The organism is Pigmentiphaga sp. GD03639 (genome assembly GCF_029845405.1).
Lineage (GTDB): Bacteria > Pseudomonadota > Gammaproteobacteria > Burkholderiales > Burkholderiaceae_B > Pigmentiphaga > Pigmentiphaga daeguensis.
The window spans coordinates 36,962-51,241 of the sequence record NZ_JAOCLR010000003.1 but is presented as its reverse complement, the minus strand read 5'-3'; the positions used below and the strand labels follow the sequence as shown (position 1 = coordinate 51,241).

At 70.3% G+C, this 14,280-nt stretch carries 16 protein-coding genes; 12 read left to right on the top strand and 4 right to left on the bottom strand.

Annotated features, from left to right (window positions below):
- The first annotated feature begins 6 nt into the window (after positions 1-6).
- From N5K27_RS04045 to N5K27_RS04035, 3 genes are read left to right on the top strand one after another with little or no spacing between them, the layout of a single operon-like run.
- On the top strand, positions 7-411 hold the full coding sequence (locus N5K27_RS04045) for a group III truncated hemoglobin (protein WP_087840274.1): 405 nt from the start codon (positions 7-9) through the stop codon (positions 409-411).
- On the top strand, positions 402-845 hold the full coding sequence (locus N5K27_RS04040; RefSeq protein ID WP_279814827.1) for an Rrf2 family transcriptional regulator: 444 nt from the start codon (positions 402-404) through the stop codon (positions 843-845). The genes N5K27_RS04045 and N5K27_RS04040 overlap by 10 nt, the downstream gene beginning before the upstream one ends.
- The gene (locus N5K27_RS04035) at positions 842-1,879 is read left to right on the top strand and encodes a nitronate monooxygenase (RefSeq protein WP_087840097.1); all 1,038 of its coding nucleotides are present in this window, start codon (positions 842-844) and stop codon (positions 1,877-1,879) included. Before N5K27_RS04040 ends, N5K27_RS04035 begins: the two co-directional genes overlap by 4 nt.
- A gap of 9 nt (positions 1,880-1,888) precedes the next feature.
- On the opposite strand, the gene N5K27_RS04030 is transcribed toward N5K27_RS04035, so the two are convergent.
- Positions 1,889-3,874 (bottom strand): protein-L-isoaspartate(D-aspartate) O-methyltransferase, encoded by a 1,986-nt coding sequence (locus N5K27_RS04030; protein WP_087840096.1) that lies wholly within the window; start codon positions 3,872-3,874, stop codon positions 1,889-1,891.
- Between the two features lie 293 nt (positions 3,875-4,167).
- On the opposite strand from N5K27_RS04030, the gene N5K27_RS04025 reads away from it, so the two are divergent.
- Together N5K27_RS04025 and N5K27_RS04020 are read left to right on the top strand one after the other, a co-directional pair.
- On the top strand, positions 4,168-4,524 hold the full coding sequence (locus N5K27_RS04025; RefSeq protein ID WP_087840095.1) for an SRPBCC domain-containing protein: 357 nt from the start codon (positions 4,168-4,170) through the stop codon (positions 4,522-4,524).
- A gap of 120 nt (positions 4,525-4,644) precedes the next feature.
- Positions 4,645-5,793 (top strand): putative sulfate/molybdate transporter, encoded by a 1,149-nt coding sequence (locus N5K27_RS04020; protein WP_243724341.1) that lies wholly within the window; start codon positions 4,645-4,647, stop codon positions 5,791-5,793.
- Here N5K27_RS04020 and N5K27_RS04015 read toward each other — a convergent pair.
- Both N5K27_RS04015 and N5K27_RS04010 read right to left on the bottom strand, forming a co-directional pair.
- The gene (locus tag N5K27_RS04015) at positions 5,783-6,838 is read right to left on the bottom strand and encodes an ornithine cyclodeaminase (RefSeq protein WP_087840093.1); all 1,056 of its coding nucleotides are present in this window, start codon (positions 6,836-6,838) and stop codon (positions 5,783-5,785) included. The two genes, N5K27_RS04020 and N5K27_RS04015, sit on opposite strands and share 11 nt — an antisense overlap.
- A 9-nt stretch (positions 6,839-6,847) precedes the next feature.
- Positions 6,848-7,723, bottom strand: a complete 876-nt coding sequence (locus N5K27_RS04010) for an arginine deiminase-related protein (protein WP_132978913.1) — start codon at positions 7,721-7,723, stop codon at positions 6,848-6,850.
- Positions 7,724-7,914: 191 nt separating this feature from the next.
- Here N5K27_RS04010 and N5K27_RS04005 point away from each other — a divergent pair, with 191 nt between their 5' ends.
- Positions 7,915-8,334 (top strand): Lrp/AsnC family transcriptional regulator, encoded by a 420-nt coding sequence (locus tag N5K27_RS04005; RefSeq protein WP_279814822.1) that lies wholly within the window; start codon positions 7,915-7,917, stop codon positions 8,332-8,334.
- Between the two features lie 9 nt (positions 8,335-8,343).
- The gene (locus N5K27_RS04000) at positions 8,344-9,201 is read left to right on the top strand and encodes a PhzF family phenazine biosynthesis protein (RefSeq protein WP_279814820.1); all 858 of its coding nucleotides are present in this window, start codon (positions 8,344-8,346) and stop codon (positions 9,199-9,201) included.
- A gap of 35 nt (positions 9,202-9,236) precedes the next feature.
- Here the strand turns inward: N5K27_RS04000 and arsC are convergent, their stop codons facing one another.
- Positions 9,237-9,605 carry an arsenate reductase (glutaredoxin) gene (arsC, locus tag N5K27_RS03995; protein ID WP_132978837.1) on the bottom strand — a complete coding sequence of 123 codons (369 nt, stop codon included), beginning with the start codon at positions 9,603-9,605 and terminating at the stop codon, positions 9,237-9,239.
- A 161-nt stretch (positions 9,606-9,766) separates the two neighbouring features.
- On the opposite strand from arsC, the gene N5K27_RS03990 reads away from it, so the two are divergent.
- From N5K27_RS03990 to N5K27_RS03970, 5 genes are all read left to right on the top strand, one after another.
- The gene (locus N5K27_RS03990; RefSeq protein ID WP_132978836.1) at positions 9,767-11,008 is read left to right on the top strand and encodes an MFS transporter; all 1,242 of its coding nucleotides are present in this window, start codon (positions 9,767-9,769) and stop codon (positions 11,006-11,008) included.
- Positions 11,005-11,499 (top strand): NUDIX domain-containing protein, encoded by a 495-nt coding sequence (locus N5K27_RS03985; RefSeq protein WP_087840088.1) that lies wholly within the window; start codon positions 11,005-11,007, stop codon positions 11,497-11,499. Before N5K27_RS03990 ends, N5K27_RS03985 begins: the two co-directional genes overlap by 4 nt.
- Positions 11,500-11,572: 73 nt before the next feature.
- The gene (locus N5K27_RS03980; RefSeq protein WP_087840087.1) at positions 11,573-12,175 is read left to right on the top strand and encodes an HdeD family acid-resistance protein; all 603 of its coding nucleotides are present in this window, start codon (positions 11,573-11,575) and stop codon (positions 12,173-12,175) included.
- Between the two features lie 86 nt (positions 12,176-12,261).
- Positions 12,262-13,461, top strand: coding sequence for an ATP-binding protein (locus N5K27_RS03975; protein ID WP_087840086.1), 1,200 nt, complete (start codon positions 12,262-12,264; stop codon positions 13,459-13,461).
- Positions 13,461-14,015: a response regulator transcription factor gene (locus N5K27_RS03970; RefSeq protein ID WP_087840272.1), complete on the top strand. Its 555-nt coding sequence runs from the start codon at positions 13,461-13,463 to the stop codon at positions 14,013-14,015. The genes N5K27_RS03975 and N5K27_RS03970 overlap by 1 nt, the downstream gene beginning before the upstream one ends.
- Positions 14,016-14,280 lie beyond the last annotated feature (265 nt).

The following is a 14,280-nucleotide window of genomic DNA, read 5'->3' as shown; positions in this document are numbered from 1 at the left end:
ATGTCCATGCTCGACCTCAACCTGTGCACCGACGAGGAAATCGCCCGCCTCGTCGCCGCCTTCTACGCCCGGGTCCGGCGGGACGACAAGCTGGGCCCCATCTTCGAAGCCCATGTGGACGACTGGGACGGCCACCTGTCCAAGCTCACCGACTTCTGGTCCTCCATCCTGCGCGGCACGCGGCGCTACGGCGGCACGCCGATGACGCGGCACGCCGCCCTGCCCGACCTGGACGAGACGTTGTTCTCGCGCTGGCTGGCGCTGTTCGACCTGACGGCCGGAGAGCAGGAGAACCAGGCCATGGCCAGGCGGGCCCAGGTCATGGCCCGGCGCATCGCGCAAAGCCTGTGGCTGGGCTATCAGATGCATCGTCATCCCGATCGCCTCGCGCGCGAACTGCCATGCGCCTGACGGTCCAGAGCGACTACGCGCTGCGGCTGCTGATGCATGTCGGCGCACATGCCGACAGGTTGTGCACGATCGCCGAGATCGCGCAGGTGCACGGCATATCCGCTGCCCACCTGATGAAGGTCACCCACCGGCTGGGCCAGCTGGGCTATCTGGAGACGGTACGCGGCAAGGGCGGCGGCATGCGGCTGGCCCGGCCGCCCGAGCGCATCGGCCTCGCCCAGGTGCTGCGCGACCTGGAACCGGACTTCCACCTGGTCGAGTGCCACGCCACCGGCAGTGCCTGTGTGCTGACCGGACATTGCCGGTTGACGGGCATACTGGATGCCGCGCTGCAGCGCTTCCTGCAGCACCTGGATCACTACACGCTGGCCGATCTGCTGCCGGCGGACGGACCTCCCCTCTTTTCCTCGTTTCCCATCAAGGCCGCGTCATGAATCTGCAAGAACTGCTGGGCATCGCCCTTCCCGTCATCCAGGCGCCCATGGCCGGTTCGCAGGCCAGCGCGCTCGCGATCGCCGTATCGAACGCGGGCGGCCTCGGGTCGCTGCCCTGCGCGATGCTGGGGCCCGACGCGCTGCGCGCCGAACTCGACAAGCTGCGCGCCGGCACCGACCGGCCCTACAACGTCAATTTCTTCTGCCATGCGCCGCCCGTTCCCGACGCCGCGCGCGAATCGCAATGGCGCCAGGCCCTCGGCCCGTACTACGCCGAATTCGGCATCGATCCGGCCGGCATACAGCCCGGCCCCGGACGCGCGCCGTTCACGGCCGAGATCGCCGACCTGGTCGAACCCTACCGGCCGCCCGTGGTCAGCTTCCATTTCGGACTGCCCTCGGCCGACCTGCTGGCCCGCGTGAAGTCATGGGGATCCAAGGTGCTGTCGTCCGCCACCACCGTCGGCGAAGCGCGCTGGCTGGAAGACCACGGCGCCGACATCATCATCGCCCAGGGCAACGAGGCCGGCGGCCACCGGGGCATGTTCCTGTCCGACGACCTGGATACCCAATCGGGAACCTTCGCGCTGCTGCCGCAGATCGTGGCGGCGGTGCGCGTGCCCGTGGTCGCGGCCGGCGGCATCGTCGACGCGCGTACGGTCGCGGCGGCGCGGGCGCTGGGCGCGGCCGGGATACAGGCCGGGACGGCCTATCTGCTGTGTCCCGAATCCACCGTCAGCGCCATACACCGCGCAGCGCTGAAACACCCCGCCGCGCACACCGCGCTCACCAACCTGTTTTCCGGCCGTCCGGCGCGCGGCATCGTGAATCGCGTGATGCGCGAACTCGGCCCGATGTCGCCGGCGGCGCCGGCCTTCCCGCTCGCGACCTCGGCCATCGCCCCCCTGCGTGCCAAGGCCGAAGCCCAGGGCTCGGGCGATTTCTCTCCGCTCTGGTGCGGGCAGAACCCCGGCGCCTGCCGCGAACTGCCGGCCGCCCAGGTCACGCGCGAACTGGGCGCCGCCTGGGGCTGACCCGCGCAGCTAGACGCCGAAGGGATAGGTCTCGGGCGCGCCCGCGCCCGGCCCGCCGGCCAGCGGCTGCACGGCGCGCGTCGTGTCCAGCCACAGCCACGCGTCGAACTGCCGGGACAGCGAGGCGTCGGCGTAGTGGCTCATCAATTCCGTTCCCGGCCGGTAGATCACGCCTATGTAGCGCTCCAGGCGCGGCTGCCGCAGCTCCTGCGCCAGCGCCTCGCCGCCCGGCGCCTGGAAGTCCAGCAGGAAGCGGGGAATGCCGCACTCGTGCGCCAGGCGCTCGACGCTGTCCTCGCGCGACGGGCGGACCTCCATGATCTCCATCCGCCCGCCCCAGTCGTGCGCGGCGGCCACCGTACCCGTGTGCGTGTCCATGCCCACCAGCGCGGCCGCCTCGCCCAGGTGTTCGCGGCACAACTGCCCGATGTTCAGCTCCCCGCGCGACTGTCCCATCTCGGTGGCGGCGGCATCGCCGATGTGCGAGTTGTGCGCCCAGACCACCGCCCTGGCCGTCGGCCCATGGGCCTCCAGCAGATGGGCCAGCGTCTCGTACATATGGGTGTCGCGCAGGTTCCACGACTCCGCCGTCCCGTAGTACATGGCCCGGTAGTAGCGCTCGGCCGCGGCCACCAGCCTGGCGTTCTGCGCCGCGTCCAGGAAGGCGCCATCCTGGCCTTGCGCATACTCCATGCGCCGGGCCAGCAGGTCCTTCAGTTGCGCCACCACTTGTTGCTCGCAGCCCCGGTAGCCATCGGTCAGCACGGCGCGGCCGTATACGGCCGGATCCTTCTGCCACGGCGTCAGGCAGCCATAGCGCTCGCGCGCCACACCGGCCGCCTCGGGATCGACCCGGTCCAGGTAGGCCAGGACCGCGCCGATGGAGTCCGACAGGCTGTACAGGTCTAGGCCGAAGAAACCGGTCCGCCGCGACATCGCCCGCCCTTCGTTGTGCGCCCGCAGCCATTCGACGAAGGCGGCGACGTCGGTGTTGCGCCACATCCAGCGCGGAAAGCGCTGGAAGGCCGGCATCGCCACGGCCAGGTGCGGCAAATGCCTGACGTGGCGGTCCACGGCCGCGGCGTCTGGCCAATCCGCTTCCACCGCGACGATGTTGAAGCCATGGTGCTCGATCAGGCGCCGCGTGATGGCCGCCCGAGCCTGGTAGAACTCGGACGTGCCGTGGCTGGCCTCGCCCAGCAGCACGACACGCCGGTCGCCCCAACGGTCGAACAGGCCCCCCGCGGCAGCCTCGTCCAACCCGGCAAACGCCTCGGCCCTGCGCCCCATGCGCGCGGAAAGGCTTTCGGCGCGGGGCGTAGCCGCGTGCTTGCTTGCCGCGCGCGTATCGTCCCACCCCTGTTCCCCCACCAGCGGCACGAAGCGCACCGGCCCCAGGTCCTCCCTGGCCAGGCGGCCATGGTCCCCGCGCACCATGCGCAACAGCCGCTGGCGCTCGCGGCTGGCGCCCACCGGCATGATCAGCCGCCCGCCCGGCGCCAGTTGCCCGACCAGCGCCGGGGGCACCTCCGGACCGCCGGCCGCGGCCAGGATCGCGTCGTACGGGGCGCCCTGCGGCCACCCCAGCGTGCCGTCCCCGACATGCACGTCCACGTTCGGGTAGGCGCGCAGGTTCTCGCGGGCCCTTGCTGCCAGTTCAGGCCTCAGTTCCACCGTTTCCACGCGGGCCGCGAGACCGGCCAGGACCGCCGCCGCGTACCCCGAGCCGGTACCGATCTCCAGCACCCGGTCGCGCGGATCCAGGCGCGCGGCGGCCGCCATCAGCGCGACGATGTAGGGTTGGGAGATCGTCTGCCCTTCCCCTATGGGCAAGGGCGTGTCGTCATACGCGAACTCGCGCATGTCGGCGGGCACGAATGCCTCGCGGGGCACCGCTCCCATCGCGGCCAGCACGCGCGCGTCCTCCACGCCGCGTCCCGCGAGCTGCCGCTCGACCATGCATGCGCGCCTGCGCGCCGATTCGGTCTCTTCCATGCCGGTCCCCTGCCGTGGTGGGCATGGCCCCAGCTTGGCGCCTCCGGCGGCATGGCGCATCTCGCGCGGTTAAAGATGCAACCTTCGCGCGCGCTCATCCGCCCGCGCCCGCGCCGGAACCGCGCGTCCCTGCCGGCGCCGAAACACTTTGTAGGCGATCGCGCCCGCCACGCCACCTATCCCGACATGGCTTCCGGGATATTGTGGACACTGTACACAAAATTCGCTACGCTGCGCGTCTCCCTGCCCGGCGATTCCGCCCGCCGGGTGTCCCGCAGCCAGGAAACTCCAGCATGAGCCGAACGATAGACGTCTCCACTATCCGGCATCTTCCCGTTCCCGCCGAGCACGCCTTCGACGCCTGCCTGGCCGCCATCGCCCAGCGGCGCGCCGTCGGCCAGGAGCGGGACCAGGGCGCGTACCTGATCGTGGACCGGCCGTATTGCGTGGCCTTCGAATGGCATGCGGCCAACGCCGCGCGCGCGGACGTCGTCACCGTCGCGCTGATCGACGCCGATCCCGGCTGCAAGATCAAGGTCACCCAGCAACTGGACGTCGAACACGCCTCGGATGCCGAACGCGTCCGCAAGGACTGGGCACGCATGCTGGACGGCATGTCCCGGGCGCTGCGCGCGCGGGCCTGCGCCTGAGGCCCAGCCGGGCCGCCATACGGCCCGCGTGTTTACACGCCTCGCAGCGTGGCCGACAATCGTCCTTTCCTTCGTCCGCATAGCCAGGGGGTCCGGGTGCAAGAGCCCGCCAGTCGCTCCGTGCCGCAACCGTCCGCCACGGGCAATCGCTACGACCGCATGGAATGGGCGGGCGCCTTCGGCGATCTCGGCACCCTGATTCCCTTCGTCGCCGCCTACATCGGCGTGCTCAAGCTCGATCCCTTCGGCGTGTTGTTCGCCTTCGGCCTGTGCATGCTGGCCTGTGGCCTCCATTACAAGACGCCCATCCCCGTGCAGCCCATGAAAGCCATAGGCGCGGTGGCGGTCACCCAGGCCGCCCAGACCGCGGTGGTCACCCCGGGAGCGGTCTACGGCGCCGCGCTCGCGACCGGCGTTGCCTGGCTGTTCCTGGGGCTGAGCGGCATGGCCGCCCGGGTGACGCGCCTGGTTCCGCCAGCCGTGGTCCTGGGCATCATGCTGGGCCTGGGCTTCGGCTTCATGCTGGAAGGCGTGAAAATGATGCAGACCGACTGGCCCATCGCGGCGCTGGCGGGCGTGGGCACATTGCTGCTGATGGGCAATCGCACGCTGCCCGCGATGTTCGTGCTGCTGATCTTCGGCGCGGCGGTGGGCGCCTGGCGCCAGCCCACGCTGCTGCATGAACTGGCGCAGGTTCCGCTGGGGCTGCCCACGCCCTCGTTCGCCCTGTCGGACATCAGCTTGCACGAACTGGCGATCGGCGCGGTGCTGCTGGCCCTGCCCCAGCTCCCGCTCACGCTGGGCAATGCCGTCATCGCGGTCAAGGAAGAGAACAACCGGCTGTTCCCCCAGCGCCCCGTGTCCGAGAACGGCCTGGCGACCTCGACCGGCATCATGAACATCTTCAGCTCGGTGGCCGGCGGGGTGCCCATGTGCCACGGCGCCGGCGGCATGGCCGGCCACGTGGCCTTCGGCGCCCGCACGGGGGGCGCACTGGTCATCCTGGGGGTCATCCTGCTGGTGCTCGCGCTGTTCTTCAGCGCGGGGATCTCGCTGCTGTTCAAGCTGTTCCCGCTGTCCATCCTGGGCGTGATCTTGTTCCTGACCGGTGCCCAGCTGGCCCTGGGCAGCAGCGTCCTGCCGGCGGACAGGAACCAGCGCCTGGTGGCGCTGGCCACCGCCGCCCTGTGCATGTGGAACGTCGCCGCCGGCTTCCTGCTGGGCCTGGCGCTGCACGTGATGGTGACGCGCGGCTGGGTCAGGATGTAGCGGCCGCCGGCTCGGCGGCCCGGGCGTGGGCCGCCAGCAGCGCATACAGGTTGCGCGGATCCGCAAGGTCGGGCACCAGTTGCAGGTCCTGTCCGGCTCCGGTGGCGCGGGCCAGGTCCAGCAGGCAGCGCAGGGCCGAGAAGTCCTCCAACGCGAAACCCACCGAATCGAACACGGTTGTCTGCTCCGGCGTTTCCCGTCCCGGCTGGGCGCCGGACAGTACCTGCCACAGCGGCACCACCGGCGCGCCGGCCGGCAGTTGCTGGATCTCGCCCTCGATACGGGTCTGCGCCTCGTACTCCACCACGATGCGGGCCTGGCGCAGGATGGCCGGATGCAGTTCGGTCTTGCCCGGGCTGTCGCCGCCCACCGCGTTCACATGCGTGCCCGGCGCCAGCCATTGCGGCCGCAGCACCGAGGCGCGACGTTTGTCGGCGGTCGCCGTGGTCACGATGTCCGCGCCCCTCGCCGCTTCCTCGGCCGATCCGGCGGCCGTCACGCGCAGCCCCTCGATCCCGGCCAGATTGGCCATGAGCTTGTCGGTGGCGTGGCGGTCGATGTCGTAGGCGCGGATCTCGGTAATCCCGACCAGCGCGTGGAAGGCCAGCGCCTGGAACTCGCTCTGCGCGCCGTTGCCGATCAGCGCCATGGTGCGTGAGCCCGCGCGCGCCATGGCCCCCGCCGCCAGCGCCGAGGTGGCCGCGGTGCGCAGCGCCGTCGCCAGGGTCAGGTCCGCCAGCAGCAAGGGGTACCCGGTCGCGACGTCGGCCAGGACGCCGAAGGCCAGCACGGTGGGCAGGCCGCTCAACGCATTGCCGGGATGGCCGTTGACGTACTTGAACGCATAGCGCCTGCCGTCGGACACCGGCATCAGCTCGATCACCCCCATGCTGGAATGGTGCGCCACCCGGGCGCACTTCTCGAACTCCGGCCAGCGCACGTAATCGTCGCGGATGTCCCGCGCCAGCAATTCGATCATGCGCACCGTCCCGTATCCGGCGATCATGCGGGCCACCGCGGCCGCATCCAGATAGAGAGTCTTCATACGCCCTCCTCAGGCCGCCGCGGCCTCCCTGGCGCGCGCGGGCTCGGCGCCCTCGGCCAGGCTCGCGCGATCCAGGCGCAAGGTCATGCAATAGGCGCCCCCGCCGGACATCATGAAGGGCGCGAGGTCGACCGGCGCCACATGGTAGCCACGCTCGGCCAGCACCGCCCGCAGGCGATCGGAGGGCGTGGCCATGACGATCTCCCGGCCCACGCTGACCGCATTCACGCTGAAGCGTGCCAGGTCGTCTTCCGTGGCCTCGATCAGCAGTTCCGCCGGCACGCGTTCGCGCAGGTTGCGCAAGGCCTGCGCGGTCAGCGCGGGCGGGAAGTACAGGATCTCGCCGCCGGCCAGCGGACAGAAGCACACATCCAGGTGGTAGCAACGATCGGAGACCAGCTCCATCGCCACCGTTTCCTTGCCGAAGAATTCGCGGATGCGCGCCAGCGACTCGCGCGACGACCGCGGTCCGTACGCGGCCCAGAACCAGTGCCGGCGGGCATCCCAGATGGCGTCGCCCGCCCCTTCCTGGAAACAGCCTTCGGGAAACTGCGCGACCTCCGCCAGCAGGCCCTCGTCGCGCAGCGCGCGGAACATCGCCAGGAAAGCGGCTTCCTCGCCCTGGCGCTGCGGATAGCGGAAACGGGCCAACAGGGCACGACCATCGAGCACGATGGCCGCATTGGCGGGAAAGACCATGTCGGGCAGGCCGGGGCTGCCCGCGCGCACGACCACCTCGCAGCCGGCACGTGCCAGCGCGCGGCGCAGGGCTTGCGACGCTTCGTTCGCGGCGGCCGCGCATCCCTTGGGATCGCGCGCCCACGCATCGGGTTGCATCCATGGATTGATGCGATAGCTGACGTCGAAATACCGGGGTTCGACCATCAGGATCCTGGCTTCGGTCTTCACCGCGCACTCCTTTCAACCTGGGGCGGCCGGACTGGCCTTTGCCTTATTCTGCTCGTCCGTGCCGCCAAGAAGGAGTGCAAGAAACTGCGCATTTCTACCGACGGATTGCCATAACGCCAGACTCTGCTATCGTTTTGCCATCCTCACCCGCGCCGGGGGACACCATCATGGACGACGTCGACCATCGCCTGATCGCCCTGCTGCGCGACAACGCGCGCACGCCGGTCTCCACGCTGGCCCAGAAGCTCCGCGTCTCGCGCGGCACGGTCCAGAATCGGCTTGCCCGCCTCGAGGAACAGGGCATCATCATCGGCTACACCGTGCGCCTGCGGCCTGACGCCGAACCCCGCGGCATACGCGCGTGGATGAGCATAGAAATCGAGGGCAACACGGCCCGCCGGGTCCTGCAGTCGCTGCGGGGCGAACCGGCCATCCAGGCCTTGCACACGACCAACGGCCGGTGGGACATCGTGGCCGAGTTGCGCGCCGGAAACCTCGAGGACTTCGACCGCGCGCTGGAACGCATCCGGTTGATCCCCGGCATCGCCAACACCGAAACCAATATCCTGCTTTCCAGCTACGTTTGACCCCGATCCATGACGACACCGCTCCCCTCTCTCCACGATTTCAGCCAGGTCGACGTGTTCACCGCCGTCCCGCTGCAAGGCAACCCCCTGGCCGTGGTGCACGGCGCCGACGATCTCGATGAAGCGCGCATGGCCGCGCTTGCCCGCTGGACCGGGTTGAGCGAGACCACCTTCCTGCTGCGCCCCACCCAGGACGGAGCGGACTACCGGGTACGCATCTTCACGCCGGCCGGCGAACTGCCTTTCGCCGGCCATCCCACGCTGGGCAGTTGCTATGCCTGGCTGCGGGCCGGTGGCCAGCCGCGGGGAGCGGACATCGTGCAGGAATGCGGCGTGGGACTGGTCCGGATACGGCGCACGCAGGGGCGCCTGGCATTCGCGGCGCCACCGCTGCGCCGCGCGGGCGACGTCGATCCGGCCACGCTCGCGCAGGCCGCGCGAGGCCTGGGCATCGCGCCCGATGTCATACGCGCCGCCAACTGGGTGGACAACGGACCGGCCTGGATGGCGGTCATGCTGGCCACGCGCGCGCAGGTCCTGGCGCTGAAGCCGGACCACGCAGCCATGGGCACGCTCAAGATCGGCGTCGTCGCGCCCTGGGATCCCGCTCTGGATGGCACCGAGGCGCAGTTCGAGGTACGCGCCTTCGCCCCCGGCCTGGGCGTGCCCGAGGATCCCGTGACCGGCAGCCTGAACGCCGGCATCGCGCAATGGCTGATCGGCGCCGGGCTCGCCCCGGGCCGCTATGTGGCCAGCCAGGGCACCGCCCTGGGCCGCGCCGGCCGGGTGCACGTCAGCCGGGAAGAAGATGACATCTGGGTGGGCGGCGACGTGGCCGACTGCATCGAAGGCCGGATCCTGCTCTAAGGCCAGTACCTTGCGTGGATCAAGCGAGCCTCTTTTTAGCGGGAACTGGCCCCAGGCAGCAGCTCCAGCACCGTCTCCATCGGCCGGCACAGCCGCGTGCCGAGCGGCGTCACGACGATGGGGCGGTTGATCAGGATGGGATGCTGCATCATGAAGTCGAGCAGTTCGTCGTCGCTCCATTTCGGATCGCCCAGCCCGAGCTCCTCGTAGGGACTGCCCTTGACCCGCATCGCCTCGCGTATCGGCAGGCCCATCGCGGCGATCAGGGATTTGAGCGTGTCGCGGCTGGGCGGCGTCTTCAGGTACTCGATCACGGTGGGCTCCAGGCCGCGCTCTTCCAGCAGGGCCAGGACCTTGCGCGAGGTGCCGCAGGCGGGATTGTGATAGATGGTGATGTCGCTCATGGGGCCTCCGTCGTGATTCCTGCACCGCGGTCCCCGGAAGGAACCGCGTTCGAGCCCCGCATCATAGCCCGCGTCCGGCGGCCATGTTTTTGTGCACTGCAACCTGCACCTGCTAAGCTATCGGACCCGCATTCGCGCCCCCGCGGCCATATCTCCCCTCCATGCACGCCCCCGCCTCCCCGACCGCAGCACTTCCCGATTCCGCCGCCGCTTCCTCCCGGCCGCCCTCCTTCGGCCGCGCCCTGCTCGCGCTCGGATTGGGCGGGTTCGGCATAGGCACCGGCGAATTCGTCATCATGGGGCTGCTTCCCGACGCGGCCCAGGATCTCGGCATCTCCATCCCGACCGCCGGGCACCTGATCAGCGCCTACGCGCTGGGCGTCGTCGTGGGGGCGCCTGTGCTGGCGGTCCTGGGCGCCCGCATGCCGCGCCGCGCGCTGCTCGTGGCGCTGATGGTCTTCTTCGCGCTGGGCAACTTCGCCAGCGCGGCGGCGCCCGGCTACCTGTCGATGATCCTGATGCGCCTGATGACCGGCCTGCCACACGGCACCTACTTTGGCGTAGCCGCCCTGGTGGCCGCGCACCTGGCGCCGGCGGGCCAGCGCGCGCGTGCCGTGGGCTACGTCATGCTGGGCCTGACCGTGGCCACGCTGATCGGCGTGCCGCTGGCCACGGGCCTGGGTCAATGGCTGGGATGGCGCGCCGCTTTCGCGCTGGTGGGCGTCATCGGCGTCCTGGCCTCGCTGCTGGTCTGGCGCTGGATTCCGGACATCCCCGCCAGCGAAGGCGCCAGCCCCTGGCGCGAACTCGGCGCGCTGCGCCGCAAGCAGGTCTGGCTGACGCTGGGCATAGGCGCGATCGGCTTCGGCGGCATGTTCGCCGTGTTCAGCTACATCAAGCCCACGATGATGGAACTGGCCGGCCTGCCGGTGCACGGGATCCCCTTCGTTCTGGCGCTGTTCGGCGTGGGCATGGTCACCGGCAACCTGGCCGGCTCCCGGCTGGCGGACAAGGCGCTGATGCCCACCATAGGCGGGCTGCTGGTCTGGTCGGGGCTGGTGCTGGGGCTGTTCTGCCTGACCGCCTCCAGCATCTGGCTGGGTGCGTTCAACGTCTTCCTGATCGGCACCGTCGTGGCCATCGGCCCGGCCTTGCAGATCCGCCTGATGGACGTCGCAGGCGACGCGCAGACGCTGGCCGCGGCCCTGAACCATTCGGCCTTCAACCTGGCCAACGCGCTCGGCGCGTGGCTGGGCGGCCTGACGATCTCGGCCGGCCTGGGCTGGGCCTCCACCGGCTGGGTCGGCCTGCTGCTGGCCGCGGGCGGCCTGGCCATCTTCGGCCTGGCCTGCGCCGACATGCGCCGCGCTCCCTTGCCCGCCGGCCGGACCGGCCATTCATGAGCGGCGCCGCGCGATCCACCCCGGCCCGCGCGTCGAGCGCCGGCCTGCTGTTGTATCGCCGCGGCGCGCATGACTGGGAAGTCCTGCTCGTCCACCCCGGCGGCCCGTTCTGGCGCAGGCGCGACGCCGGCGCCTGGTCCATCCCCAAGGGCGCGCCCGAACCCGGCGAGGACGACGCGGCCGCCGCGCTGCGCGAATTCCACGAAGAAACGGGCACCCTGCCGGCCGGCACGCCCGTGCCGCTGGGCCGGGTCCGGCAGAAAGCCGGCAAGGAAGTCGTGGCCTTCGCCCTGCAAGGCGATTTCGACCCCGCCACGCTGCGCAGCAATACCTTCGAACTGGAATGGCCCCCGCGCAGCGGCCGCCTCCAGGCCTTCCCCGAGGTGGACCGCGCCGAGTGGTTCGGCCTGGATGCCGCGCGCGAAAAGCTGATCGAGGGGCAGCGCCCCCTGATCGAGCGGTTACAAGATTTGCTGGGCGCCCCCGGCTAGACGCTGGTACCGTACGAGGTGGATACACCGCGTATGGGGACGCGCGGCGTGCCGAACCACGGAGGGAACAGACATGGCAGATGCTCCAAATCCCGCGCCTGTGCCGGGTGGCGTCGACTTGACCGGAACCTTGAAAGCGCTGGGCGCCCGCTGGGGCTGGTTCGTCGCGCTGGGCGTGCTGATGCTGGTCCTCGGCTTCGTGGCCGGGGCCTACGTCCTGGCCGCCACCGTCGCCAGCGTCCTGTTCGTCGGCGCCATGATGCTGGTCGCGGGCATCGGGCAACTGGTGCAGGCCTGGCGCGTGAAGGACTGGCGCGGCTTCCTGTTCTGGACGCTGGGCGGCCTGCTCTACGCCATCGCCGGCGGCGTGGCCCTGTACAACCCGCTGGCAGGCGCGGCGGTGCTGACGCTGCTGCTGGGAGCCTTCCTGATCGCCTCGGGCGCGCTGCGCCTGTGGATCTGGTTCCAGCATCGCGGCCAGCGGGGCTGGGGCTGGCTGGCGCTGTCGGGCGCCGTCACGCTGCTGGCCGGACTCCTGGTGGCCATGGGCTGGCCCGAGAACAGCCTGTGGATACTGGGCCTGCTGCTGTCGCTGGACCTGCTCTTCCAGGGCATCACGCTCATCATGCTGGGCCTGGCGCTGCGCCGGGGCCAGCCGCCCGCCTCCCAGGCCTGAACGCGCGCCGCCTCCCGGCGGCGTCCACTGCTCGTGCGTCATAATGGAGCTTGCCGGCGCGTCCGCCGCCGGCCATCTCCCATCGTATGAGCCGCACAGAAATCTCCTTCCTCCGCACGCTGTCCAGCCTGCGCTGGCTTGCCATAGGCGGCCAGGCCGCCACCATCTTCATCGCCAGTGGCCCCCTGGGCGTGGACCTGCCCCTGGGCATGCTGTGGAGCGGCGTCGCCACCCTCGTGCTGTTCAATCTCTACGCCGGCTGGCGCCTGCGCACCGGCGACGAACCCTCGCACGCGACGGCCTTCCTGCACATGCTGGTCGACATCGTCGTGCTGGCGTGGATGGTGGCCTGGAGCGGCGGCATCAGCAATCCCTTCGGCCTGCTGTTCCTGGTGCTGATCGCCCTGGCGGCGATGGCGCTGCCGAACCGCTGGGCCTACGCCACCGCGGGCGCGGGCGTGGTCGGCTACGCCGCGGCGGCCATCTTCGGCCATCCGCTGCACGCCCCCGGCGACGCCTACGAACTGCTGCTGTGGGGCATCGCAGCCAGCTTCCTGATCTCGGTCAGCGTCATCCTGATCTTCTCGACCCGGCTGGCCGCCGACCTGCGCAACCGTGAACGGGAACTGGCCGACCTGCGCGAACGCTTCGCCCGCAACGAAGGCATCGTGGCACTGGCCACCCACGCCGCCTCGATGGCGCACGAGCTGAACACGCCGCTGGCCACCATGACGCTGCTGGCCGACGAGATCGCCGCCCAGGCCGACACCGACGACCTGCGCGCCGACACCGAGATGCTGACCGAGCTGCTGGCCCTGTGCCGGGAACGCGTGCGCAATCTCGCTGTCCCAACCGAGGTGGAACTGGAACGCGTGGTGGAGCAGTGGAAACTGGTCCGCCCCACGGTCGAACTGCACCGCACCGGCGTCCTGCCGCGCGGCCTGCGCGTCGAGCCCTCGGTCGCCCACCTGCTCCAGGCCCTGCTGAACAATGCCGCCGATGCCGGCGTCCAGGCCGGCGCCCCCTACGTGGACCTGCACCTGGAATGCAAGGGGGGCATGGTGCGCGGCGTGGTGCGCGACTATGGACGCGGCCTCAATCCCGACCAGCCGCTCCTGCCCGCCACGCTGTTCCGCAGCGGCAAGCCCGGCGGCCTGGGCGTGGGCCTGGCGCTGTCGCACGCCACGGTCGAACGCCTGGGCGGCGAGATGACCATGACCGCCGCCGAGGGCGGCGGCGTGCGCATCCAGTTCCAATTGCCCGTGGAAACCACTGTGACCTCATGATGACTGACCTGGATATCGGCCTGCTGGTCGACGACGACGAACTCTACCTGCGCACGCTGCAGCGCAGCCTGGCACGGCGCGGGCTCGAAACCCGCACCGCCACCACCATCGCCGAGGCCCTGCGCATCGCCGACGAGATCCGCCCCGGCTTCGCCCTGGTCGACCTCAAGCTCAGCAGCGACGACTCCGGGCTCACGCTGATCAAGCCGCTGCGCGCCCTGCGCGCTGACATGCGCATCCTGCTCGTGACCGGCTACGCCAGCGTGGCGACCGCCGTCGACGCCATCAAGCGCGGCGCCGACGACTACCTGCCCAAGCCGGCCACGGCCGACATGATCCTGCGCGCGCTGGGCCTGGAGAAGGCCGAGGCCGTCACGGTGGAATCGACCATGATCCCCCTGCACCGCCTGGAGTGGGAGCACATCCAGCAGGCGCTGCACGAAACCGGCGGCAACGTCTCGGCGGCCGCCCGCCTGCTCAACATGCACCGGCGCTCGCTGCAGCGCAAACTGGCCAAGCGGCCCGGGCCGGAGCGGGGTCCGGAACCCGAATAAGCGCCCGCCAGGCGAACACCGGTGCGACATATTGTCGCAGGGCTATTCCCTAGGCCCCACGGTCACAATTCGCCACAAATGGTGCGATGCAAGGCGCGCCCGGCCGCGCCGTTCCGGGGGACCGCTGCCAACCCCCGCCGCGCGCGACTATTTGTCGCAGGCCCCCTCTAGGCACGTTCAGTAGGATGCGGAACTGGCGGATTTCGCCAACGTTTCTACACACCAAGGCTGGACGTGAGTAAATCCTTCTTCGCGAACGCGGGAC

Bases quoted from the DNA above. Each gene is read 5' to 3' on its own strand.
- N5K27_RS04035 (WP_087840097.1), top strand. From the start codon at position 842: ATGAATCTGCAAGAACTGCTGGGCATCGCCCTTCCCGTCATCCAGGCG.
- arsC (WP_132978837.1), bottom strand. From the start codon at position 9,605: ATGAGCGACATCACCATCTATCACAATCCCGCCTGCGGCACCTCGCGC.
- N5K27_RS03975 (WP_087840086.1), top strand. From the start codon at position 12,262: ATGAGCCGCACAGAAATCTCCTTCCTCCGCACGCTGTCCAGCCTGCGC.
- N5K27_RS03990 (WP_132978836.1), top strand. From the start codon at position 9,767: ATGCACGCCCCCGCCTCCCCGACCGCAGCACTTCCCGATTCCGCCGCC.
- N5K27_RS04045 (WP_087840274.1), top strand. From the start codon at position 7: ATGCTCGACCTCAACCTGTGCACCGACGAGGAAATCGCCCGCCTCGTC.
- N5K27_RS04025 (WP_087840095.1), top strand. From the start codon at position 4,168: ATGAGCCGAACGATAGACGTCTCCACTATCCGGCATCTTCCCGTTCCC.
- N5K27_RS04030 (WP_087840096.1), bottom strand. From the start codon at position 3,874: ATGGAAGAGACCGAATCGGCGCGCAGGCGCGCATGCATGGTCGAGCGG.
- N5K27_RS03980 (WP_087840087.1), top strand. From the start codon at position 11,573: ATGGCAGATGCTCCAAATCCCGCGCCTGTGCCGGGTGGCGTCGACTTG.
- N5K27_RS03970 (WP_087840272.1), top strand. From the start codon at position 13,461: ATGACTGACCTGGATATCGGCCTGCTGGTCGACGACGACGAACTCTAC.
- N5K27_RS04040 (WP_279814827.1), top strand. From the start codon at position 402: ATGCGCCTGACGGTCCAGAGCGACTACGCGCTGCGGCTGCTGATGCAT.
- N5K27_RS03985 (WP_087840088.1), top strand. From the start codon at position 11,005: ATGAGCGGCGCCGCGCGATCCACCCCGGCCCGCGCGTCGAGCGCCGGC.
- N5K27_RS04000 (WP_279814820.1), top strand. From the start codon at position 8,344: ATGACGACACCGCTCCCCTCTCTCCACGATTTCAGCCAGGTCGACGTG.
- N5K27_RS04010 (WP_132978913.1), bottom strand. From the start codon at position 7,723: ATGGTCGAACCCCGGTATTTCGACGTCAGCTATCGCATCAATCCATGG.
- N5K27_RS04005 (WP_279814822.1), top strand. From the start codon at position 7,915: ATGGACGACGTCGACCATCGCCTGATCGCCCTGCTGCGCGACAACGCG.
- N5K27_RS04015 (WP_087840093.1), bottom strand. From the start codon at position 6,838: ATGAAGACTCTCTATCTGGATGCGGCCGCGGTGGCCCGCATGATCGCC.